We start from the raw sequence: 22,172 nt of genomic DNA, 5'->3' as shown, positions 1-22,172 counted from the left end.
ATATGATAAAAGAAAAATACATAGATACCATCAAGTCAAGGGTTGACATCAGCCAGCTTGTGATGGACTTATGTCCAGGCACTTCACTACTGAATGCCGGAAAGAATCGCAAGAAATGCTGTTGCGTCTTCCATAGTGAGAAGACACCTTCTTTGATGTTGGATCTCTCGCTGAACATGTTTAAGTGTTTCGGTTGCGGCAAGGGTGGCGACATCATTAGTTTTGTCCAGGAGCTGAAAGGCTTTGACTTCGTGGAAGCCGTAAAGTTTCTGTTGAAAACATATTGTCCTGATGTTGATACCAGTGACCTTTATTCCAAACAGACAGATGAAGAGATAGAAGCCGAACACCATAAGGAGAGCCTTTTTATCTGCAATAAGTTCGCCTATGACTTCTTCAGACAACAATATGAGGCAGATTGCGAAGAGTCGGCCCGATGTCGCTTGTATGCAGAAGACCGCTGGGAACGGGAGTTCTGCAAGACGCTGGGACTGGGTTATGCACCCTTAAAAGGAAACCAGTTCCTTGCTTTTGCCAGGAAACAGGGGCTGAAAACAGAATTGTTGTTAGAGCTAGGTTTGATAGCACAAGAAGAAAACCATCCAGACCATTATTTTGATTTTTACCGTGGTCGGCTGATGATACCACAGCGTGACCGATATGGTCGTATTGTGACGTTTACCGCCAGGTCGCTGAATCCTCAGGCTACAAACAAATACCTCAATGGCAAGGACAGTCCCATCTACAAAAAATCGCTGAGCATCTTTGGCATAGATGTTGCCTTGAAAGCGGCCCGGCAGTCAGGTAAGGTCTATCTTGTCGAAGGAGCGCCCGATGTGATGCGACTGCAATCATTGGGCATTCCCAATGTCGTAGCCTCCTTGGGCGGTGCATGGTCAAAAGAACAGTTGAACACCTTCAGTAGGTTCGGCTGTTCGTTGTGTTTTATCCCTGATGCCGATGTACCGAAAGAAGGGGAACGGTTCGGAAAGGGCGAACAGTTCGTCTTCAAGAATGGGCGACTTGCCACTGAGCTTGGCTTCCAGGTGTCCGTGAGGGAAATCCCTACGGATGGGAAGGTCAAGCAGGATGCCGACTCCTATATCACCAGCATGGACCAATGGGAAACCCTGATGGAGAAAGACTTTATCCTTTGGTATGCTGACAAACACTATGACTTGGCTGGCACCAATGATGACCAGTTGAAAACTATCAGTGAAGTCTGTGACTTATTGGTGTATGTCCAGAGCGATGTCATGCAAGCCTCCTTGCTTGGTGACCTGAAAGGCAAGTTCAGGAAGGCTGCTGTCTGGAAGACTGCCCTTGCTGACGCTGCAAGGCGGCTTCAGGAGCAAAAACATCGTCAGGCCATGCAGAAGAATGACGAGCTGGAGGGCTACCGTTTCTATCGTCGTGGTCGTCATTATTACGACCTTGACCAGCAGGGACGGGAACGGGACTGGACTAACTTCGTCATCCATCCACTGTTCCTAATCGCTGATGACAAGTCACCAACCCGTATCTTCGAGTTGGAGAATGAGAGCGGCATCCGCAAAACTATTGAGCTGCGTCAGATGGATGTCACAAAACTCGATCGTTTCAAAGACCAGATAGAGGGAAAGGGTAATTTCCGCTTCTTTGAGAAGCAGGAAAAATACGAACTGTTGAAAGCCTTCATGTATGAAAAGACTGAGGAAGCCCTTCGGGTCCCTCAGATGGGCTGGAACAACATCGGTGAAAAGGGTTTCTATGCTTTCTGCAATGGTATTGTCTATGGTGGCAAGTGGCAACCGGTCGACGAATATGGCATCATCCGTCTTGACACTGAGAATTTCTACTTGCCAGCCATGTCTAAGATCCATAAGTCGAACCGCACGGGGTTTGTCAACGAACGTCGTTTTATGCACAAGCCAAATATGGATATATCTCTGGAGCGGTATTTTTCGCTTATAGTCGAGCTTTATGGTGACAATGGGGTGGTGGCGCTTTGCTTTTATATGGCCTCCCTGTTCCGTGACATCATCATCGACAGTACGCGCTCTTTTCCTTTGCTGAATATCTACGGTAAGAAAGGCACGGGAAAGACGGAGTTTGCCATAAGCATCATCAGCATGTTTCAGCGCAACCCGGAGGTCAGTAATCTGGAGAGTACTACTTACTATGCAATGGGTGACAAGTGCGCGGAGGTCAGCAACATGATTGTCCACTTTGATGAATACAAGAACTCCCTCAGCCATAAGCACATTGACTTCCTCAAAGGCATCTATGACAATGCCGGACGCTCTAAACGCAGTGCAGATGGTGAGCGAAGGGAAAGTACCAATGTTGATTGTGGAGTGATACTGACTGGCCAGGAGATGCCGACCGCCGATGCTGCATTGTTCTCCCGTGTACTTTTCCTGGAATCTCAACGAAGTGAGCGTACTAAAGAGGAAACGGATAAATTTCACAAGCTCATTCAACTTCGTAATGCCTGTCCAACAAACATAACTGTTGAACTATTGCATTTCCGTGATAACTTTGAGACTCGATGGCAAAAGGCTTGGGAACGGGCACTGAACGAAATCAAGGATGAGGTGGATTATAATGTTATCGGTGAGCGTTTCATCAACAACTGGGCAATGATGCTGGCCACCTTCTATACGCTTGAACCATTTGTAAAAGGGTTGCCTTTCAATGCAAAGAGAGTCAAGGATATATGTCTTCGAGGTCTTGAATATCAATTCTCGCTTTGCAACAGTACTGATGAGATAAGTATGTTCTGGTCTATGTTCTCCAAGTCTCGTCAGTTGGGTGACATCAAGGAAGGTCAGGACTATAAGATCAGTTATGTCGGTAGCCTGAAGGTAAGCCAGAAAAAATCTCCACCTAAGACCATCGATTTCGGGAAGGACACCTACGTTCTCTTTGTCCGCGAGAAGATTTGTCTTGCCAAAGCCAATATTCAGGCAAAGCGTGAGGGTAAGCAGATGATACCCGACGAGTCTCTGTTGTCATACCTGACCAGTACCTCGGAGTATCTTGGTAAGACCCACTCAGCCCTGAAGTTCTATGTCTATGATGAGACTGGCAATCCCGTCCGTAAGACCAATGAGAACGGCATTTGTGAGTTGTTCTATGACCAGGAGCGTGTCCTTGCCTTTGACTATGAAAGCATCTGTGCCAATTATGACATCGACCTGCGCACGATGAAAGAACGTGTTGGCAGGTCTTTTCCTGAAAACCAATCATCCAACCCAATAGAATATGAACCAACAGAATAGTCCATTTCCATTGTTCTTCACCCTGGAAAGAGTGGAGAACGGCTATATTCTGACTGCCAAGGAGAATACCGGCAGTCTGTCACAGGAACCGAAGTTCCGCAAGGAAGTCGTTGCTGAAGACAAAATCAGTTCCCGTGTCGGTCAGTTGCTTAATCTTGAAGCCATGACGAAGGAACGTCCGCTTTTATTCCATGTTGAAGCTGTCAATGAAGGAACTTACAAGACGGAGAGCGATGTTCCTGCTGATCATGTGATGGAAGCCAAGCTTGCCTTTGTCCATATCAAGTCTAAGAACATACCTGCGGATACTGTATTAGTGTTGCAACTCACAGACACCCATTCTATTGAGGTCTGTGGTGACAAGGCAGAGAAGTTAGCGAAGGATAATGGCATCAGTATCACCCGTACTGGTGGTATTCCAGTACTTCGCTTGCCAGACAACAAGGACGGTAAGAAGCTGCTTGCCTCTTTTTGCAATCGTCCCCAGTTGCTTACCACCACCCAGAAGGAAATCCTTCAGTGGTACAATGAGCATAAGGTCGTTATGGAATCCAAAGCCAAATAGAAGATTATAATTGTATATATCGTATGAAATCCAGAATTATCGCTGTTGCCAACCATAAGGGAGGCGTTGGCAAAACCACTACTACCAGCAGCCTTGGCAGTATTCTTGCCAGCAAGGGCTATAAGGTCTTGCTTGTTGACCTCGATGCACAGGCCAACCTTACAACATCGCTTGCGTCTTTCAGTGATGGTGCCACCATTTATGAAGCCATGACAGGCAAAGTAGAAACACTCCCAATTGTCATACTTCATGACTATCTGCATCTTATCCCTGCCTCTCTCACACTTGCAATGGCTGATGTCGAGTTGTCATCTGCCATAGCAAGGGAACGTATCTTGTCAGATCTTCTCATTAAGAGTAAAGCCGTAGAAACCTATGACTTTATCCTTTTTGACTGTCCACCCTCGTTGGGACTGATGACACTCAATGCCTTTACCGCATCCACTGATATTCTTATTCCGCTGGTCGCTGAGGTGCTGCCGTTCAAGGGGCTGACCATGATTAACGATTTTATCAAGATGGTACATGCCCGGCTCAATCCCCAAGCCCATGTCAGTGGCATCCTTATCACCCGTTGGGAGGCCAGCAACCTCTCCAAAGGCATTGAGAACAACCTGCGTCAGGCATTGGGGGACATCGTTTTCCGCACGAAGATACGTAAGAATGTCCGGCTGGCAGAAGCCCCGTTGGAGAATGCCAACATTGTTGACTATGACCCAAGAAGCAATGGAGCAAAGGATTACCTGAGTTTTGCCGAGGAGTTCCTTGAAAGGATGCACCAGGAAGGAAAGGGGGCAGTACTATGAATAACAAGAATCTTGATGCACTTTTTACAGGATTGACAGGAACGCAAATCTCCCTGGCTTCTGAGCTGCCTCCAAATCAGGAACCCAATGTCACGGTAAAGAATCTCGACACAGAGAGGGAATTGAGTGAAGAAGTCTCGGAAGAGCGCTTCTGTACTATTGTCCAGTCCGACATTCTCCGAAAGATACGTATTATCGCCAAACGTGAAGGTTTGCAGATTAAGGAAGTTGTCAATGCTGCTTTTGGAAAGGCCATCAAAAGCTACGAGCGGAAAAATGGCCCGGTAGATGGGCGAATGAAAGGGGATGCCAAGAATCTCTTCTGAAAAATCACTATAGATATATAGAATGAACGGTAGGCTGCGAATGTGGAGCCTGCCGTTTTTTGTGCTTTGTCAGAGTGCTTGAAAGCTCTTGTCAGTTATTTGTTGGTTCTACTTGATTTTGTGGTTAGAACCAATTCATTTATTTACCCCAAAATATTGCGGTATCTTCTCTATATTTTACGATGGAGGGGGATAATCACTCTAATTTTGCGTCGAAATTTTGACAACGAACAAAACCAAAAGTGACCACAATGAGCACATTCGTAATTTTCGCCATCGTACTGACATTAGGCTACATACTCTACTATGCAGCCATGATAACCATAGACATGACAGCAAGAAAGAAGTCCGATGCTGCCACCGAAGAAACCATCAACACTGATGGCTTCTCAGATTCGGATTCAGATGATGACGTTGTTCCCCGTAATGTCATTGAGAACACTGAGACTGGAGGATTCAGCTTCTCATCTCCGGAGCCTGTTATTGCTGAGCCAGTTGATATTGCAGAATCCAATGAAGACGAACCTTTATCAACAACCACGGTTGATGAGGGTGAGACCGCTGTTGATGAAGCCGCGGACGAAGAAGGCACAGAGGGTGCCGACGTACCCGATGATGCACCTGATGTTCCAGGTGTTGATGAGCAGCCAGTGGCTGAAGAACCATTAGAGGATGGTGTATCAGCAGAAGAAACGTCGGAGTTGGAGGATGACGAAGAGCCTGTGCCTGGCATCGAATATTTTGAGGAGAAGCCGGAAGATGATACAGACAAGAAAGACTTCGATGTAAATGATGCTTTCGACCCGGACTTGTTGACCCCTAAGTATGGTGTTACCGAGTTAGTCGAGCCGGCGGTATCAGACGAAGCCCAGGAGAAGGCAAATATGGTCAATGCGTCATTGCTGTCTATAGCCAGCAAGGGCAATCAGATGGACAGTTTTGACCTAACCCGTGTTATACGAGAGCAGAGAGCAGGACAGTTAAATATCGAGACCCATGATGAAGTCACCAACTACTAATCACATCCCATTCGGAGTATTCCTTTCCCTTTTGTCTCTTACCGTCTGCCAGACGGCATCAGCCAAGAGTGGAGCGGTGGACTATTCCTGGGGTGCAGACGGCTTGGCAGAGGCAACCTCTTTTGTCGGAACGATGATGATTTATACGGTTGATATTCTCTACGCTGTGGCTGCTATCATGGTTATCGTTTCAGCTTTGCAGATATACATCAAGATGAACAACCACGAGGGCGACATCACCAAGAGTATCATGATGCTTCTCGGTGGCATCCTGTTTATGATAGGAGCAATGATAGTCATGCCAGCCTTCTTCGGTTATCAGAACATGAATTTCATATTTTAGAATATTGTATTCGCGAACCACAATAGGAGTTAATTCACGGAATGTTAAACCAAAAAAAACGTCAAGAAGCAATGAAACAGTTTTTCAAGAACGCTATCACTTCTACGGTAGATTGGGTACAGGGCATGGGGTCACGTGTCAAGACAGGAGTCTTGGCCGTATGTATCGCCATCCTTTCGCCTGTTGGTGCCTTCGCTCAGTCGCTGGCTAACACCGGCTATGATGCAGGAACCAGTGCCATGGAGGAAGTAGCTACGCAGATTGCGGCATACGTACCCTATGTGGTAAACCTCTGCTACGCTCTGGCAGGAGTGGTGGCCATTGTCGGCGCTATCAGCGTCTACATCGCCATGAACAACGAGGAGCAGGACGTCAAGAAAAAGATCATGATGGTGGTAGGTGCCTGCATCTTCCTGATTGCAGCCGCCAACGCACTGCCTCTGTTCTTCGGTATCACAGGTTAACAACGAGGTAACTATGGCACAGGAGACAGACAACTACACGGACTATCCGATGTTCAAGGGGCTTCAGCGTCCTTTGGAATTCATGGGATTACAGGGAAGGTACATCACCTGGGCGGCTATTACCGCTGCTGTCGGAATCCTTGGCTTCATGCTGGTCTATGCGCTGACTGGTTTCATTATCGGTCTTGCCTTTGCCGTGCTGTCAATCAGTACAGGTGTCGGCATAATCATGGTGAAACAGCGTCGTGGCCTTCATTCCAAGAAAGCCGACAAGGGTGTTTTCGTCTATGCCACGCTGTGTAAACTGTAACTAACCGTAGTTGCCAGAGCATTTGGATGAGGGCAGTCGGTTACTGCCGGCTGCCCTTATTAAATCTCAAATAAGAAAGAAAGTACATGGCAGTTTATATCATATTAATTTTCATCGCCATCTTGATTGGCATGGCAATTTCCGTTTCCGCATTCGGTACAGGCGGTAAACGGGCAAAGATATTCAAGGACATCTACTTCTCGGTCGAGGACGTGGATGGTGTTGGTGTGCTTTATACCAAGACTGGCGAATACTCTGCAATTCTTGCCATGCAGAATCCCGTTCAGAAGTTCTGTGCCAATATCGACAGCTACTATGAGTATTCGAGTCTCATGGCGGCAGTCATGGCAACCTTGGGCGATGGCTATGCCATCCACAAGCAGGACATCTTTACCCAAAAAAAGTTTAAGGGCGAGGCAGACGGGAACAGAGAGTTTCTGTCTGAAAGCTATTTCCGCTATTTTGAGGGAAGGGAGCATACAGACTGTACCACTTTTATTACTATCACGCAGGAAAACAAGAAAAGCAGACTCTTCAGCTTTGATAACAGAAAATGGAGAGAGTTTCAGGTAAAGATTAACAAGGTCAAGGATCAGCTCAGAGACCGCGGAATACATTCCGAGTTCTTGAATAAGGCTCAGGCAACAGAATATGCTGACCGTTACCTTGCCCAGAACTTCACGGACAGACATGTTTCGTTGAACAATTTCAATGTCAAGGACGAAAGTATCGGCATTGGCCCAAGAAAGTTTAAGGTGTACAGCCTTGTCGATGTGGATAGCATTATCCTTCCGGCTTTGATACGTCCATATACCAATATAGAAGTTAACAATATCACCATGCCTGTGGATTTGATGTCACTTGTTGACAGCATACCAGACGCACAGAGTGTTGTCTTCAATCAAGTCATATTCATCCCCAACCAGAAGCAGGAGATGAGTAAGCTCGCCAAGAAAAAGAACCGCCATGCCTCTTTGCCCAATCCAAGTAATCAGATTGCCGTGGAGGACATAAAGCAGGTTGAAGAACTAATAGCGAGAGAGAACAAACAGCTGGTCTATTGCCATTTCAATCTGATTATTACCACTGCTGCCGATGCAGATCTCCAGAAGTGTACCAATCATTTGGAGAATGCCTTTGGTCGTATCGGAATCCATATCAGCCAACGTGCTTACAATCAGTTGGAACTATTTGTCAACTCGTTCCCTGGTAATTGTTATGGCCTTAATGCAGAGTATGACCGTTTCCTGACACTGAGCGATGCTGCTTGCTGCATGATGTACAAGGAGAGGATGACCAAGAGTGAGGAAACGCCTTTGAAGGTCTATTATACAGACCGTCAGGGTGTGCCCGTTGCCATTGACATCAGTGGAAAAGAGGGCAAGGAGAAGCTAACGGATAACTCTAATTTTTTCTGTCTTGGCCCAAGCGGAAGCGGCAAGTCGTTCCACATGAATAGTGTCGTAAGACAGCTTTGGGAGCAGAATACAGACGTTGTCATGGTCGATACAGGTAACTCGTATGAAGGTCTTTGTGAGTATGTCGGTGGTAAGTATATCAGTTATACCGAGGAGAATCCTATCACGATGAACCCGTTCCGCATCCAGCGAGAAGAGCTGAACGTGGAAAAAATAGGTTTCCTGAAAAATCTCATCATGCTCATCTGGAAAGGTAGTAACGGCGAAGTGAGCAAGACAGAAGACCGTCTTATCGAGCAGGTCATTACTGAATACTATGAAGCTTATTTTGTTGGTTTCAAAGGCTATTCTGCCTCTCAGAGGGATGCCTTACATAAGAAGTTCCTCATTGAAACAGCTACACAAGGCAGTGCCACAGACACCAATGAGGAAGTCGAGGCGCGGATTAATAAGCGTATCAAGGAGATGGAAGACCGAAGGAAAGCACTGAAGGTTAAGGAACTGTCCTTTAACTCTTTCTACGAGTACAGTACTCAGCGCATACCATATATTTGTAACGAGAATAAGATTGCCGGTATAGATATATCAACCTATAACTATATGCTGATGGACTTCTACAGGGGAGGCAGTCATGAGCGTACCCTGAACGAGAATTTGGACTCCACGCTTTTCGATGAGACCTTCATCGTTTTTGAGATTGACACCATCAAGGACGACCCCTTGTTATTCCCGCTTGTGACGCTTATCATCATGGATGTTTTCATCCAGAAGATGCGCATCAAGAAGAACCGCAAGGTGCTTGTCATCGAGGAGGCATGGAAAGCCGTTGCCTCTCCCATGATGGCAGAGTACATCAAGTATCTCTATAAGACGGCCAGAAAGTTCTGGGCAATGGTTGGGGTAGTTACACAGGAACTCCAGGACATCATAGGCAGTCCCATTGTCAAGGAAGCTATCATCAATAACTCGGATGTTATCATGCTACTTGACCAGGGTAAGTTCAAGGAGCGTTTTGATGAAATTAAGGCTGTCCTGGGCTTGACTGATGTAGAATGCCGCAAGATATTTACCATCAATCGACTGGAGAACAAGGAAGGCAGGGCTTTCTTCCGTGAAGTGTTCATTCGTCGTGGTCTTGCCAGCGATGTCTTCGGTGTTGAAGAACCGAGGGAATGCTATATGACCTATACGACGGAAAGAGCAGAGAAAGAGGCCCTGAAACTCTATAAGAGAGAACTGAAATGTTCTCATCAGAAAGCCATCGAAGTCTATGTCCGTGATTGGAACAAGTCCGGCATCAGCAAGTCACTGGCTTTCGCTCAGAAAGTCAACCAGACAGGACACGTATTAAACTTATATTAAAACAATATGATTGCTAAAGACAAACGCATTGATCTCAGTACTCCAATAGAGAGACTCGAATTTGGAGATGGGTATAATCTCCGTGTTCATCATGCCTTGCATGTTTACGAGATTGAAACTGTCCTCGACTTGTGTAAAACGAGCCGTAATGCATTTCTTCGACTCAGGAATTGCGGAAAAAAGACGGTTCGAGCTATTGAGATGACTCTGTCTGAGTATGGCCTGAAGCTTGATATGGATGATAAGAGCATCGATGAGTATCTGAATTGCCCTTCCTTCGTGTTGTCTGATGAAGAATGGGAGAATCGTAGATATGCAATTGCCAAAGAGATTTACATAAACAAGTTTTCAGACTATTCCATAGAGAATGCTGAGCTGGCCTTGATGGCAGCAGATGATTTCATCGGTGTCCTGAGAAAATATTACCAAAACAAAGATTAGTAATTATGAGGAAGACGCTGTCCATATTTTTCGTGTTACTGACCTTGGCATTCCCTGTGAGTGTCAAGGCTCAGTACTATAGCATTAATGTGGATTACGGCACAATGGAAGCCATGTCTGAGGCTTTCACTACCGAGGCTGCTATGGAGGCTCTTCATAATGAGAACCTTCAGAAGATCTATGACAGCTACAAAGCTGCCGAAGTTGCCAGTGCCGGTATCTTTTCTTCAAAATACCTTGACAGGAAAGCACTCACTAATCTCAATTTATGGGATGACCGTCAGGAAAACTACTACTACAACCGTATCTATAAGATTGTCTCACGGCGTATTATACCAAAGATGGTCGTATGCGCCCAGCTTATGATAGAAGATCCTTCGACAGCTATCTATTGGGGCAGTTACCTTCTGAAGACCTGTGATGATGTCAAATCTCTCTGTCAGCAGTTTGAGAACATTGTCACGAACAGTACTCTAAGCTTTAATGATATTGCCTTTCTGGAGATATCTGAAGAACTGAAAGCAGTTTTCAACTTGGCCAAATTAGGAGGCATAGACTGGAAGGAACTTTTCGAGCACCTGGGCGATGACATTGAAGGGGCGTTTTCTGAGGAGAACTTGAAAGCCGACCTTGACAATCTCATCAGCAAAGGTGTTGGCCTTGCCAATGCCGGATATAACAATGGTGTGAATCAGCTGCTCCAAGGGACAAGTTTTGGTGGCACGTTCATGGAGAAGGTGGGAAGTGTGCTCACCCTTGCCGATAATGTGAGGAACATGTATGAAGAGTACAAAGACTTATCCGCAACACAAGTTCTGACTACAGTGATAGGACAAGAGAATATCGGCAATCTGTTCAATCTGAGTGACTATAATCTCACTCGGTGGATAGATGACTGGGCTTCTGCTGCTCAGGGCAGTTATTATACTCAACGTGTTTATATCTATCGTAGGGATGCTGGGAGTGAGACACTTTGTAACTATAATCCTCCTACAGATGATAACAGTATCATCAATGGTGGCGAATGGTACAGAATCAGCACCAAAGACCCCAATTTCTATCCAAATTCCACTCAGTATGAGGCCGCTTTGCTAAATTCCGAGGGTTACGCAGGGTGGAGTCGTGAGAGGGTACGCCAATTGAATGCCAGTGGTGATGGCTTCAGCTATTCCATCTATTATTCACCTCTTGCCTACATATTGAGCAAGTCAAAAAGTGGTCAGTATGCCAAGGCTTATGCCTATAGCATCCAAGTTACAAAGTCGTGGAATGTCAAGGAAGAGGTCTATGAGGCCGTCTTTGACAGCTATAGTATGGACTGGAATACGTTCATGGCTCAGATGAATGCTCGCCTAAATCAGTATAATGAAAACGGTGACCATCGTGACATTGAGAATACTTCTGAATTGAATGATTATATCTCCACACATCCGACGGAGAGCAACTATACCTATTATATCGGTTATGATAACCGAAACTACTATCAGGCATCTAATGCTCAGAAGATTGCTGGAGCTGCATCTGCTACTTTCAGCATCACATGCCATGATGGAGGCACTTTGGGTAAGGGCAGTACCACCTATAAATGCAGTCACTGTGGAAGTAGCCCCAGTAGCCACACAAAGGAATGTTCTATGTACACAACGCTTACAGGAACATCAGAGATAGACACCGGTGAGCTACAGGCTAAAATTGCACAGTTACAACAGGAGGCGGCCCATCTGCAGAGCCAGTTGGATGCCCTTAATGCAGAGAATAGTGAATTGCTCCGTAAGATGTCCCAGGCGACAACCACTGAGGAATATAACCAGTATCAAGCCACTTACAACAGCAACAAACAGAAGATACGCGATTTACAGTCACAACTCGACACGATTAACAAGAGTATTATTGACACCAGAAACGCCATTTCTGAAGCAGAGGAAGGGGAGCGTGCCCAGACTGATGACTATACCAGAATACCGCAGTTGATGAAGTCCATGAAGGATGCCTATGGAATCACATGGACGGACAACGGCTCTTGGACGGGCTACACCTTTATCCGCAATGGAACTGTCGGTAGCGTCAAGGGAACGGTTACTTTCAAGGCAACGGTTTCTATTGCACGAAGACCAAAGTATTTCCTTGGTATCAAGATACACCGTGCCATTGTGCAGATTGATTGGGAATTGACCAGTAGCTGGAGTGATACGTCCGTTGCAGAAACGATGGAACTTGATCCTTCAAAGACCGATGATGAGAACGCTGCTATTGTCAACCAGCGTTTGAGTGAGCTTGCTCAGGAATATCCTTCATGTACGGTAAGTGTTGAATATAGCCGTCGTCCAGGACTGGAAACAGAAGACACAGACGGGGTCCGTCACCTCTTATGGGCAAGTGACCGTCTGGAGATTGCCAGAGGCATTGAGGCAAGGCTTGCTAAAATATACACAGATCTGGCAACGATAGAGAAGTTCCTCCATTATAAGCACACAGTCAGGGATTGGGTACACGACTTGTTACCCAAGCTCAATGCTGACAAGAACCGCAAGATGAATATCGCAGAAAAGAGTCGTCGCCGTTGGATGCACAACGGAGGCAGTGACTATTACGATTGGGAGGAAGAGAACAATAATTATGATGTTGAACCCTAAGACGATTAGCAATGAGACAGTTGAGACATATCATCCTATTGCTTTGCCTGACTACCTTGTGTCCCAAGGCTGTCATGGCTCAGTTAGTCCCTCGTGACATACCGACCATTGAAGCTTACATCAACGACCACAAGAAGCAGCGCAGCCTCCTTCTTGCCCGTGCCACCTTGGAAGAGAGCAATGCCCTCCTGCACAAGGCCAGCAAGGTCACTCATCGGGAGTACAGGGATATCAATCTTGAATTAGACAAGTACACCCGTGCCTTTGACATCATTGACCTTGTGTATAGCACCGTCAGCACAGGATTCAATGTCTATCGCACCTATGATAATGTTTCGGAGAAGATAGGCAAGTATAAGACGATGCTCGAAGACTTCAATGAGAAGATCATCCAGCGTGGGCGCATAGAAAGTGCCGACACGTTGCTGCTTGCCGTCAATGCCAGGGCTGTTGCCAATCTTGCCGGGGAATGTCAGAATCTTTATTCCTCCGTCTGTGTGTTGGCGGCTTATGCCAGTGGCCAGGTCTGTTGCACCACTGCCTCCTTAATGCTGATGATTGACAATATCAACAAGTCACTTGACCGTATCAAGGACATCGTGAATAGTGCCTATTACCAGACCTGGAAGTTCATACAGGCGAGGACGAGTTATTGGAAGTCTGAGATATACCGTTCCAAAACCATTCGTCAGATGGCAACGGAAGCCTTTGATCGATGGATGGAAGCAGGAAACATTCTTGATTATTAACGTAAAGAAAAAATATGAGAAAGAGCATCTTCATATCGGCTGTTGCTATACTTTTCATTTGTATTGAGTCCCATGCTCAGTCCATGACCTACAATCACGATGCCTCCAAGCAGGGGCAGATTCAGGTCATGGAACTGGGTGCGGGTAATTTGACTCCAGAGCTTTACTATACCGTTACCCATCGGAGGTACAAGAACGGAGCCAAAGCTGCCACTTCTGTTAAGAACACTTTGCGTATTGCAGCCAATACCGCTTCCATTCCACAGGTGGAATATGCAGACAGTATTCAGGCAGACCTTGAAGGCCGTGCTAAGATTGAAGCAGCCAATATCGCTGACCGCCAGGTTGACCTTGCTTGGGTCACGGAAGGAAACAAGATTGAAAGCAAGCTGCTTGCCTTCAAAAACAATATCAACGCCCTGAATGGGAAGGCTCAGACAGAGGAAATCACCAACTGGACAGAACTTGGCCAGATGTATGACTTCGCTATCAAAGCCACCCGGCAAGCATATATGCCCAATAGTGAACGTCAGAAGCAGTATCTCGCCATTTATGATGAGATTGTCAAGAGCAATGACCATCTTTTGCTTAGAGTGCGATACCTGACTACAAAGAATCAGGCAGACCACCTTGTTCAAGCCATGTCGCGTTTCCAGCACCGTGTCAGTGAGAATGCGACAGCTGGCTATAACCGTTGGCGTGATGCCTCCCATGAAGGCAGTACCAGACGAGTATCAAATAATCCTTAAACGAAAGAAGTAATATGAGTAATGACAGTACCGCTGTTGATTTCGGCATTAACCTCCTTGAAGAAGAGATTGATGACGTGATATTCAGAACCAACGAGTTTCTGACCGATGCCACGTTCACGGGTGGTCAGGGGCCGTTTTGGTGGATTCTCCAGATGTCTATGGCTTTGGCAGGACTCTTTGCCATCATCGTCTGTGCTCACATGGCCTATAAGATGATGGTCAAGCGTGAGCCATTGGATGTAATGAAACTGTTCAAGCCGTTAGTTGTCAGCATTGTCCTTTGCTGGTGGTACCCACCATCGGACACTGGTATAGCAGGAGGTCACAGCTCTTGGTGTGCTCTGGACTTCCTGAGCTATATTCCTAATGCCATAGGTAGTTACACCCACGACCTCTATGAAGCCGAGGCAGCACAGGTGGAGGACAGGATGCAGGACGTACAGCAGCTGATGTATCAGTTAGGCGACGAAGCCGCAGATCCGATGTCCACCATCAAGGCGGCCAGCAATGCCGTCAGTGCCTTGCTCACCCAGAGTAGTGTGCAGGATGTCACAGATGCAGATGCTGCAGCTGAAGATGAAAAAAACATTGTGAAAGCAGAGATGACCAGTACCACAGCCGGACTTGTGATGTTGGCCGACAAGATAATCATGCTGATAGCGTTAATTACTTTCCGAATAGGTTGGTGGGGAACCATCTACTGCCAGCAGATTCTGTTGGGTATGCTTACCATTTTCGGACCTATTCAATGGGCGTTCTCGCTCTTGCCGAAATGGGAAGGGGCATGGGCTAAGTGGATTATCAGGTATCTCACCGTGCATTTCTACGGAGCCATGCTTTACTTCGTCGGCTTCTATGTCCTCTTGCTCTTTGATATAGTCATCAACATACAATATAACGACCTCGCGGCAGTCACTGCTTCAGATGAGACCGTAGTGAACTATTTGCAGAACGCTTTCTTCTCGGCTGGTTATCTTATGGCAGCCAGTGTCGTGGCCTTAAAGTGCTTGAACCTTGTTCCAGACCTTGCAGCCTGGATGATACCTGAGGGCGATACCGCATTCTCCACCCGTAGCTTCGGTGAGGGTGTGGCCACCTCCATGCGTCAGTCGGCAGGACGTTTAGTAGGAGTTTAATATAATATCGTTATACAATGGTAATCAAGAATTTAGAAAACAAGATTAAGCTGGTGCTTATTATATGCAGCCTGTTCTTAGTGGGATGTGTGATCATCTCTCTTGGCAGCATCTGGACAGCCAGGGGAATGGTCAGTGATGCGCATCAGAAAGTGTATGTCCTGGACGGCAATGTTCCCGTCCTCGTCAACCGTAGTACGATGGAGGAAACCTTGGACGTCGAAGCTAAGAGCCATGTCGAAATGTTCCATCATTATTTCTTTACTCTTGCACCTGATGACAAATACATCAAGTACACGATGGAGAAAGCCATGTACCTCATCGACGAGACAGGTCTGGCACAGTACAATGCCCTGAAGGAGAAAGGTTTCTATGGCAATATCATGGGAACGAGTGCCGTCTTCAGTATCTTCTGTGACAGTATCCGTTTCAGTGAAGAGAATATGTCCTTCACCTATTATGGCCGTCAGCGTATCGAGCGCAGAACTTCCGTGCTGATGCGTGAACTGGTCACTGAGGGCTATCTGAAGCGTGTGCCGAGAACCGAGAATAATCCGCATGGACTGCTTATCGTTAACTGGCGCACTATCCTGAACAAAGATCTGGAGCAGCGTACAAAGTCGAACTATTAAACGATAATAATATGGGATTTAAGAAGATTCTGTTCGGGGAGAAAGTTCCTGATAAGGACGACCCGAAGTACAAGGAGCGTTATGAAAGGGATGTGGCAGCAGGAAAGAGTTTCGCCCAAACCCTGCATCTTGACAAGGGTGCTGCATGTGTACAGCGTTTTGCCTCTAAGCACACAAAGTTGTTCCTTGCACTCGTTTTCTCTTTCGTGCTCTTCAGTGTAGGACTAAGCCTGTATCGAATGACACAGGCAGTCAAGTACCGACCTCAGCCTTCCAGTGCCGTTGAACGGCAGGAGAAGGAACTTCATTTTAAGCGTCATCATGCGCCCAAAGAGCAGGGTATGACGGAAAGGAAAGACATCAACAGTTATACACCACATCAAATAGACGAATATGAAGCTTACAGAAAAGATTAACTTCCGGCAGCCGAAGTATATGCTTCCTGCCATCCTGTATATTCCCATCCTGTTCTTGGGCTTCTTTGTCATACGCCTCTTTGGTACGGAAAAAGCCGAGGTGGACAAATCGAACTTGGAAACCACCGAGTTCTTCAACGACAAGTTGCCTGATGCCAATATCAAAGGTGATGGTATCGGCGACAAGTACACCAATATGCTCAATGACTTTGGCAAGATTAAGGATGAATCAGCCGTAGAGAACATTGAACGTGGTGGGGAAGACATCAAGGAAGAATATACTTCACAGTATAGTGATGCAGAGGTCGCTGCTATGGATCCCAACAGCAAACAGGCACAGGAGTCTTTAGAACGCCTGAAGCAGTTGCAGGAGCAGATGCGCCAGCAACAGGCACAAGATAATCATTTTGCTGATGACCGAACGGGTGGAAACACCTCAGAGGAAGACGAGACACTGGAGGGACTTCGCAAGGCACTTGCTGAAGCGAGGATGGAAGGTGAACGCCAGGCTTCTGGTGCAATGTCTGCCGTAGAGAACAGTGCAGCCGAAACAGGAGGCAAAGCTCGGCAGCAGATTGAACAAAAGGTTGGTGAAGTCTCCATCAATGAGAATGCCGTTACCGAGATAGCGGAAGAGGCAGAAGCTGAAGAGGTTGTCAAGTCACAGAAAGAAACTTCGGATTATTTCAACACCATCACCACTAATGACCCCCAGAATAAACTTATCAAAGCCATTGTCGATGAGAATGTCAAGGCGGTTGATGGAAGCCGTGTGCGCCTAAGGCTGTTAGATGACATCGACGTTGGCGACCGTACTATCCCAAGCGGCAGCTATCTGTATTGCACAATGAGTGGTTTCAGCCAACAGCGTGTTAAGGGAACCGTCAAGAGTGTTCTCATTGATGACGAATTGGTAAAGGTTAATCTGAGCATCTACGATACCGATGGTATGGAAGGATTGTATGTGCCAAGGAGCAGTTTCCGGGAAACCACACAGGATGTGGCCAGTGGAGCCATGAGCCAAAGCATGAGCCTAAATGACGGTTCTGCCACCAGTTCATTGGGCCGCTGGGGAATGCAAGCCCTTCAGAATGCTTATCAGAAAACTGCCAATGCTATCTCAAAGAACATTCGCAAGAATAAGGTGAATATCAAGTATGGTACTCAGGTTTACTTAATCAATTCCAAGGAAAAGAGACAAACAAAATGAATATCAATATGAAACTATCAAAAATGTTTGGCACGGCAGTCTTTATGCTGCTGTCCGTTGTGCCAACTATGGCACAGACGACGATGGACGATATGCTATATCTTACCGTCAACGAGAATGTAACCACTGTCATTACTGCCAGTGAGCCCGTCCGTTTTGTGGACATCAGCACTGACAAGGTGGCCGGTGACCAGCCTATCAACAACACTGTCCGTCTCAAACCCAAAGAGGGTATGGACGTACATCATGACGGTGACGTGTTGGCCGTTGTCACTATCGTTACGGAGCGTTACCGTACCCAGTATGCTCTTATCTATACTTCCCATATGGATGAAGCAGTGACAGAGAAGACGATTTCCTTGGACGAGCGAGTTCCGTATAATAATCCTGCCGTCAGCATGTCAACAGAAGATATGACACGGTATGCGCGTCAAATCTGGGCGTCGCCAGCACGTTTTCGCAACGTTTCAACCAAGATGCACCGTATGATAATGCGCCTGAATAACATCTATAGTGTTGGGGAGTATTTCTTCATTGATTTCTCTGTTGAGAATAGGACGAACATCCGTTTCGATATAGACCAGTTAAGGGTTAAGCTCAATGATAAGAAGACTTCGAAAGCAACGACTGTGCAGACTATTGAGTTGAAACCGGAACTCGTTCTTGATCCAACACAATCTTTCCGCTATGGGTACAGGAATGTCATTGTCTTGAAGAAGATGACTTTTCCCAATGACAAGATCCTGACCATAGAACTTAGTGAAAAGCAGATTAGTGGCCGTACCATCAATCTCAGTATTGAGTATGAGGATGTGCTCAGTGCCGATTCGTTTAATAGGGCAATACTGATGGAAGAATAAAAACGAGTGAACTATGAAGAAAATAAGTATTATGAAGTCGTTGCTTGTCTGTGCCATGCTCTTGCTGGCGGTGACAAGTAAAGCACAGAGTCACGGCAACCGTCTCTCATTGGGCGTTGGTGCGCTCTATGAGAGAGGCTTTGATGTAACGTTTGCCGTGGAGCATGAGACAAAGAATCACAATGCCTGGGAATATTTTGCCAATGGCTATGTAAAGTGGGCAAAGGACGAATCAGCCGGACATGTTACCAAAGAATCATTCTGGAACAACTATCGCACATGGGGATTAGGTGTTGCCTATAAACCATGCGTTGTACGTTCCAGAAACAAGTATGGCACTCTGCGTATCGGAGCCAGTGCTGGCAGTGATACCCATGAGGTAGTAGGTTGGGCAAATCTTGGTTATGAGCATAACTATGTCTTCCGTCATGGATGGCAGCTCTATTGGCAGGTGAAGACCGATTTGTGCATCAATGGTGAAGACCTGTTTCGTACAGGCATTGTGTTAGGCATTAAACTTCCAACAGGTTCACGATAAAAACGAGTTATTATGAAGACAAGAATATTCACGAAGTTATTATATGCTTTGATGGCAACTATGCTGCTGACTTCCTGTGATGAACATTTCGAGGAAGATTTCTCCTGGCATAGCTGGATGCCGGGCATGGTCTATAGCACCAATGGTGATGTCACCACTTATGAGAAATGTATTGAAAACGGCAATACTCCAGAAGCTGTTCTTTTCTATGTAGATGCAGCGGATGAAATATCAGGTATTGCCTATGCCGTCAGTTTGAATGCCTCTTTTCAGGATGCTTTCATCAATCCAGACACCATCTATGTTGCTCAGGGAACTTCCACTGACATCAATGCTTGCGATGGAGAGTCAAACACAACGGCCTTGCGTTACGGTAAGATAGAATCCCCTATAGCATCAAGTGTGCAAGCCAAGTATTTCATACCATCCGTCGGTGAAATGTATAAGCTCTATGCGGCAAGGCATATCGTCAATGCAACTATCGAGCGATGTGGAGGGGTAGTCCTTCCTGTTGACTCTGTTGATTGCTGGTACTGGACGAGTACAGAATGTGAAGGGGCTGCCACAGACAGAGCTTGGCGTTTCAGCCTCTATTCAGGTCGTTTTGAAAGCACTGACAAGCACACCTCATTGCCAGTCAGACCAATAATGATGATTCGTTTGAACAAAGAAGAACAAATTCGTAAGTGATGGAAGAGAGCAAAGACCTACAGACGCTATATAAGATATTCCGTACTTTCATCTACCTCTCTTTGGTAGTTGAGTTCTTTGAGTATGCCATAAACCCAGAAGTTTTGGACTTTTGGGGCGGAATACTCGCTGACATCCATGGTAGGCTTAAACTCATGGATGTGTACCAGGACGGCCACATGCTTCGCAGTAAGATCATGACTTTCCTAATGATATGCGTTACTTGTGTCGGCACCAGAAATAAGAAACATTTGGAGTTCAATGCCAAGCGTATGGTCATTTATCCCATTACGTTTGGTGTGATACTCATGTTCTTCTCCGTCTGGGTCTTTAATCGTCATTGGAGTCCAACCTTCTTCACACTCCACAGCAGCACATGGATTTATTTCGTAATGTCTGTGGTCGGTACTGTGTTGGTTCATGTTGCTCTTGACAATATCTCTAAATACCTGAAAGATGGCTTGCTGAAAGACCGTTTCAATTTCGAGAACGAGAGTTTTGAGCAGATGGAGGAGAAGGTAGAGAATAAGTATAGTGTCAATATCCCGATGCGCTATTATTATAAAGGAAAGTTCCGCAAGGGATGGGTAAATGTTATCAACCCGTTCCGTGGTACATGGGTTGTAGGAACACCTGGTTCAGGTAAGACCTTTTCCATCATTGAGCCGTTCATCCGTCAACACAGTGCCAAGGGGTTTGCAATGGTTGTCTATGATTACAAGTTCCCGACGCTTGCCCAGAAGCTGTACTACCACTACCGTATCAACAAGAAAGCCGGAAAGACCCCAAAAGACTGCCAGTTCAACATTATCAACTTCGTGAATGTTGAATACAGCCGTCGTGTCAATCCTATCCAACTGAAATACATCAGCAATCTGGCTGCCGCCAGTGAAACTGCCGAGACCCTTCTTGAATCCTTACAGAAAGGCAAGAAAGAGGGCGGTGGAGGCAGTGACCAGTTCTTCCAGACTTCTGCTGTCAACTTCCTTGCTGCTTGTATCTATTTCTTCTGCAACTATGAAAAGAGACCGTATGATGAGAATGGTCAAGAATTGAACTTTGACAAAACCATTGACCCGGAGACAGGTATGATCAAGCCAACGGGTGTTGTTCGTGACTCAATGGGTAATGTAACGACTCCAGCATATTGGTTGGGCAAATATAGCGACATGCCACATATCTTGTCATTCCTGAATGAAAGCTATGAGACCATCTTTGAGGTTCTGATGACCGATACGGAGGTGGCACCACTTCTTGGCCCGTTCAAGACGGCATTTGAGAATAAGGCAATGGAACAGTTGGAAGGTATGATTGGTACGCTGCGTGTCTTCACTTCACGTCTTGCAACCAAGGAATCTTATTGGATTTTCCATAAGGATGGTGATGACTTCGACTTGAAGGTTTCTGATCCGAAGCATCCGAGTTATCTGCTGATAGCCAATGACCCAGAGATGGAAAGTATTATTGGTGCTTTGAATGCTTTGATATTGAATCGACTTGTCACCCGTGTCAATACCGGCCAGGGCAAGAATATACCAGTCAGCATCATCGTCGATGAGCTTCCTACGTTGTATTTCCACAAGATAGACCGTCTGATAGGAACGGCTCGAAGCAATAAGGTCAGTGTAGCCTTGGGCTTTCAGGAACTTCCGCAGTTGGAAGCCGACTATGGCAAGACAGGTATGCAAAAGATTATTACTACTGTAGGTAATGTGGTCAGTGGTTCTGCAAGAGCTAAGGAAACCCTTGAATGGCTGTCTAATGACATCTTCGGTAAGGTTGTGCAGTTAAAGAAAGGTGTTACCATTGACCGCGACAGAACTTCCGTTAATCTCAATGAAAATATGGACAGCCTTGTGCCAGGCTCTAAGATTGCAGACATGGCGACAGGCTGGATATGTGGTCAGACTGCTCGTGACTTCGTAAAGACAAAGACAGGCAGGGGAGGGAGTATGGACATCCAGGAGTCAGAGGAATTTCAAACCAGCAAGTTCTTTTGCAAGACGAACTTCGACATGGATGAAATCTCCAAGGAGGAGAAGGACTATGCTAATTATCCTATCCCTCAGTTCTACCATTTTGATTCTCCAGAAGTACGTGAGCGGATATTATATGCCAACTTTCTGCAAGTTAACCAAGACGTGAAAGATATGATTAAGGAAATACAGGAGTTCAATAAGAAGTAAGCACTGCGAGAGAGGGGGCAATACGTCTTCTCTCTTTCTTATATATGAATGCC

At 46.1% G+C, this 22,172-nt stretch carries 21 protein-coding genes; all 21 read left to right on the top strand.

The window, feature by feature from the left end; all coding sequences use genetic code 11:
- The first annotated feature begins 2 nt into the window (after positions 1 to 2).
- The 21 genes from CIK94_RS06700 (at position 3) to CIK94_RS06600 (ending at position 22,119) form a co-directional block, all read left to right on the top strand.
- Positions 3 to 3,263, top strand: a complete 3,261-nt coding sequence (locus tag CIK94_RS06700; RefSeq protein ID WP_158216531.1) for a DNA primase — start codon at positions 3 to 5, stop codon at positions 3,261 to 3,263.
- Positions 3,247 to 3,828 (top strand): hypothetical protein, encoded by a 582-nt coding sequence (locus CIK94_RS06695; RefSeq protein WP_094422104.1) that lies wholly within the window; start codon positions 3,247 to 3,249, stop codon positions 3,826 to 3,828. The genes CIK94_RS06700 and CIK94_RS06695 overlap by 17 nt, the downstream gene beginning before the upstream one ends.
- 23 nt (positions 3,829 to 3,851) lie before the next feature.
- Entirely contained in the window at positions 3,852 to 4,634 is a 783-nt protein-coding gene (locus CIK94_RS06690) for a ParA family protein (RefSeq protein WP_094422102.1), read from the top strand.
- Entirely contained in the window at positions 4,631 to 4,960 is a 330-nt protein-coding gene (locus CIK94_RS06685; protein WP_144008329.1) for a hypothetical protein, read from the top strand. The genes CIK94_RS06690 and CIK94_RS06685 overlap by 4 nt, the downstream gene beginning before the upstream one ends.
- A gap of 251 nt (positions 4,961 to 5,211) precedes the next feature.
- Positions 5,212 to 5,979, top strand: coding sequence for a hypothetical protein (locus CIK94_RS06680; protein ID WP_094422098.1), 768 nt, complete (start codon positions 5,212 to 5,214; stop codon positions 5,977 to 5,979).
- Positions 5,957 to 6,322 carry a DUF4134 domain-containing protein gene (locus CIK94_RS06675; protein WP_254046157.1) on the top strand — a complete coding sequence of 122 codons (366 nt, stop codon included), beginning with the start codon at positions 5,957 to 5,959 and terminating at the stop codon, positions 6,320 to 6,322. The genes CIK94_RS06680 and CIK94_RS06675 overlap by 23 nt, the downstream gene beginning before the upstream one ends.
- Before the next feature lie 125 nt (positions 6,323 to 6,447).
- Positions 6,448 to 6,786: a DUF4134 domain-containing protein gene (locus CIK94_RS06670; protein ID WP_094422313.1), complete on the top strand. Its 339-nt coding sequence runs from the start codon at positions 6,448 to 6,450 to the stop codon at positions 6,784 to 6,786.
- Between the two features lie 13 nt (positions 6,787 to 6,799).
- Positions 6,800 to 7,096, top strand: a complete 297-nt coding sequence (locus CIK94_RS06665) for a DUF4133 domain-containing protein (RefSeq protein WP_094422096.1) — start codon at positions 6,800 to 6,802, stop codon at positions 7,094 to 7,096.
- An 86-nt stretch (positions 7,097 to 7,182) separates the two neighbouring features.
- The gene (locus CIK94_RS06660) at positions 7,183 to 9,876 is read left to right on the top strand and encodes a helicase HerA domain-containing protein (RefSeq protein ID WP_094422093.1); all 2,694 of its coding nucleotides are present in this window, start codon (positions 7,183 to 7,185) and stop codon (positions 9,874 to 9,876) included.
- 6 nt (positions 9,877 to 9,882) lie between these two features.
- Entirely contained in the window at positions 9,883 to 10,317 is a 435-nt protein-coding gene (locus CIK94_RS06655) for a DNA-directed RNA polymerase subunit alpha C-terminal domain-containing protein (protein WP_094422091.1), read from the top strand.
- Positions 10,318 to 10,322: 5 nt separating this feature from the next.
- Positions 10,323 to 12,950 (top strand): hypothetical protein, encoded by a 2,628-nt coding sequence (locus CIK94_RS06650; protein WP_094422089.1) that lies wholly within the window; start codon positions 10,323 to 10,325, stop codon positions 12,948 to 12,950.
- 11 nt (positions 12,951 to 12,961) lie between these two features.
- Positions 12,962 to 13,699: a hypothetical protein gene (locus CIK94_RS06645; protein ID WP_094422087.1), complete on the top strand. Its 738-nt coding sequence runs from the start codon at positions 12,962 to 12,964 to the stop codon at positions 13,697 to 13,699.
- Positions 13,700 to 13,713: 14 nt separating this feature from the next.
- Complete coding sequence (locus CIK94_RS06640) at positions 13,714 to 14,448, top strand: DUF5045 domain-containing protein (RefSeq protein ID WP_094422085.1); 735 nt, start codon at positions 13,714 to 13,716, stop codon at positions 14,446 to 14,448.
- 14 nt (positions 14,449 to 14,462) lie between these two features.
- On the top strand, positions 14,463 to 15,587 hold the full coding sequence (locus tag CIK94_RS06635) for a hypothetical protein (RefSeq protein WP_094422083.1): 1,125 nt from the start codon (positions 14,463 to 14,465) through the stop codon (positions 15,585 to 15,587).
- 17 nt (positions 15,588 to 15,604) lie between these two features.
- Positions 15,605 to 16,219, top strand: a complete 615-nt coding sequence (traK, locus tag CIK94_RS06630) for a conjugative transposon protein TraK (RefSeq protein ID WP_094422081.1) — start codon at positions 15,605 to 15,607, stop codon at positions 16,217 to 16,219.
- 11 nt (positions 16,220 to 16,230) lie between these two features.
- Positions 16,231 to 16,635: a hypothetical protein gene (locus CIK94_RS06625; RefSeq protein ID WP_181020837.1), complete on the top strand. Its 405-nt coding sequence runs from the start codon at positions 16,231 to 16,233 to the stop codon at positions 16,633 to 16,635.
- Entirely contained in the window at positions 16,613 to 17,845 is a 1,233-nt protein-coding gene (gene traM, locus CIK94_RS06620) for a conjugative transposon protein TraM (protein ID WP_094422079.1), read from the top strand. The genes CIK94_RS06625 and traM overlap by 23 nt, the downstream gene beginning before the upstream one ends.
- Before the next feature lie 8 nt (positions 17,846 to 17,853).
- Complete coding sequence (traN, locus tag CIK94_RS06615; RefSeq protein WP_371591645.1) at positions 17,854 to 18,705, top strand: conjugative transposon protein TraN; 852 nt, start codon at positions 17,854 to 17,856, stop codon at positions 18,703 to 18,705.
- Between the two features lie 13 nt (positions 18,706 to 18,718).
- Positions 18,719 to 19,243: a hypothetical protein gene (locus CIK94_RS06610; RefSeq protein ID WP_371591644.1), complete on the top strand. Its 525-nt coding sequence runs from the start codon at positions 18,719 to 18,721 to the stop codon at positions 19,241 to 19,243.
- Positions 19,244 to 19,255: 12 nt separating this feature from the next.
- Positions 19,256 to 19,933 carry a DUF1566 domain-containing protein gene (locus CIK94_RS06605; RefSeq protein ID WP_144008328.1) on the top strand — a complete coding sequence of 226 codons (678 nt, stop codon included), beginning with the start codon at positions 19,256 to 19,258 and terminating at the stop codon, positions 19,931 to 19,933.
- The gene (locus tag CIK94_RS06600; protein WP_094422073.1) at positions 19,933 to 22,119 is read left to right on the top strand and encodes a type IV secretory system conjugative DNA transfer family protein; all 2,187 of its coding nucleotides are present in this window, start codon (positions 19,933 to 19,935) and stop codon (positions 22,117 to 22,119) included. The genes CIK94_RS06605 and CIK94_RS06600 overlap by 1 nt, the downstream gene beginning before the upstream one ends.
- Positions 22,120 to 22,172: the final 53 nt, after the last annotated feature.

Source organism: Prevotella sp. P4-51 (genome assembly GCF_002251455.1).
Lineage (GTDB): Bacteria > Bacteroidota > Bacteroidia > Bacteroidales > Bacteroidaceae > Prevotella.
This window is presented reverse-complemented; position numbering and strand designations above follow the sequence as displayed.

Coding starts and splice junctions, on each gene's coding strand:
- CIK94_RS06635 (WP_094422083.1), top strand. CDS start 14,463: ATGAGTAATGACAGTACCGCTGTTGATTTCGGCATTAACCTCCTTGAA.
- CIK94_RS06600 (WP_094422073.1), top strand. CDS start 19,933: ATGGAAGAGAGCAAAGACCTACAGACGCTATATAAGATATTCCGTACT.
- CIK94_RS06675 (WP_254046157.1), top strand. CDS start 5,957: ATGATGAAGTCACCAACTACTAATCACATCCCATTCGGAGTATTCCTT.
- CIK94_RS06680 (WP_094422098.1), top strand. CDS start 5,212: ATGAGCACATTCGTAATTTTCGCCATCGTACTGACATTAGGCTACATA.
- CIK94_RS06665 (WP_094422096.1), top strand. CDS start 6,800: ATGGCACAGGAGACAGACAACTACACGGACTATCCGATGTTCAAGGGG.
- CIK94_RS06625 (WP_181020837.1), top strand. CDS start 16,231: ATGGGATTTAAGAAGATTCTGTTCGGGGAGAAAGTTCCTGATAAGGAC.
- CIK94_RS06640 (WP_094422085.1), top strand. CDS start 13,714: ATGAGAAAGAGCATCTTCATATCGGCTGTTGCTATACTTTTCATTTGT.
- traK (WP_094422081.1), top strand. CDS start 15,605: ATGGTAATCAAGAATTTAGAAAACAAGATTAAGCTGGTGCTTATTATA.
- traN (WP_371591645.1), top strand. CDS start 17,854: ATGAAACTATCAAAAATGTTTGGCACGGCAGTCTTTATGCTGCTGTCC.
- CIK94_RS06655 (WP_094422091.1), top strand. CDS start 9,883: ATGATTGCTAAAGACAAACGCATTGATCTCAGTACTCCAATAGAGAGA.
- CIK94_RS06690 (WP_094422102.1), top strand. CDS start 3,852: ATGAAATCCAGAATTATCGCTGTTGCCAACCATAAGGGAGGCGTTGGC.
- CIK94_RS06685 (WP_144008329.1), top strand. CDS start 4,631: ATGAATAACAAGAATCTTGATGCACTTTTTACAGGATTGACAGGAACG.
- CIK94_RS06660 (WP_094422093.1), top strand. CDS start 7,183: ATGGCAGTTTATATCATATTAATTTTCATCGCCATCTTGATTGGCATG.
- CIK94_RS06695 (WP_094422104.1), top strand. CDS start 3,247: ATGAACCAACAGAATAGTCCATTTCCATTGTTCTTCACCCTGGAAAGA.
- CIK94_RS06670 (WP_094422313.1), top strand. CDS start 6,448: ATGGGGTCACGTGTCAAGACAGGAGTCTTGGCCGTATGTATCGCCATC.
- CIK94_RS06605 (WP_144008328.1), top strand. CDS start 19,256: ATGAAGACAAGAATATTCACGAAGTTATTATATGCTTTGATGGCAACT.
- traM (WP_094422079.1), top strand. CDS start 16,613: ATGAAGCTTACAGAAAAGATTAACTTCCGGCAGCCGAAGTATATGCTT.
- CIK94_RS06700 (WP_158216531.1), top strand. CDS start 3: ATGATAAAAGAAAAATACATAGATACCATCAAGTCAAGGGTTGACATC.
- CIK94_RS06645 (WP_094422087.1), top strand. CDS start 12,962: ATGAGACAGTTGAGACATATCATCCTATTGCTTTGCCTGACTACCTTG.
- CIK94_RS06610 (WP_371591644.1), top strand. CDS start 18,719: ATGAAGAAAATAAGTATTATGAAGTCGTTGCTTGTCTGTGCCATGCTC.
- CIK94_RS06650 (WP_094422089.1), top strand. CDS start 10,323: ATGAGGAAGACGCTGTCCATATTTTTCGTGTTACTGACCTTGGCATTC.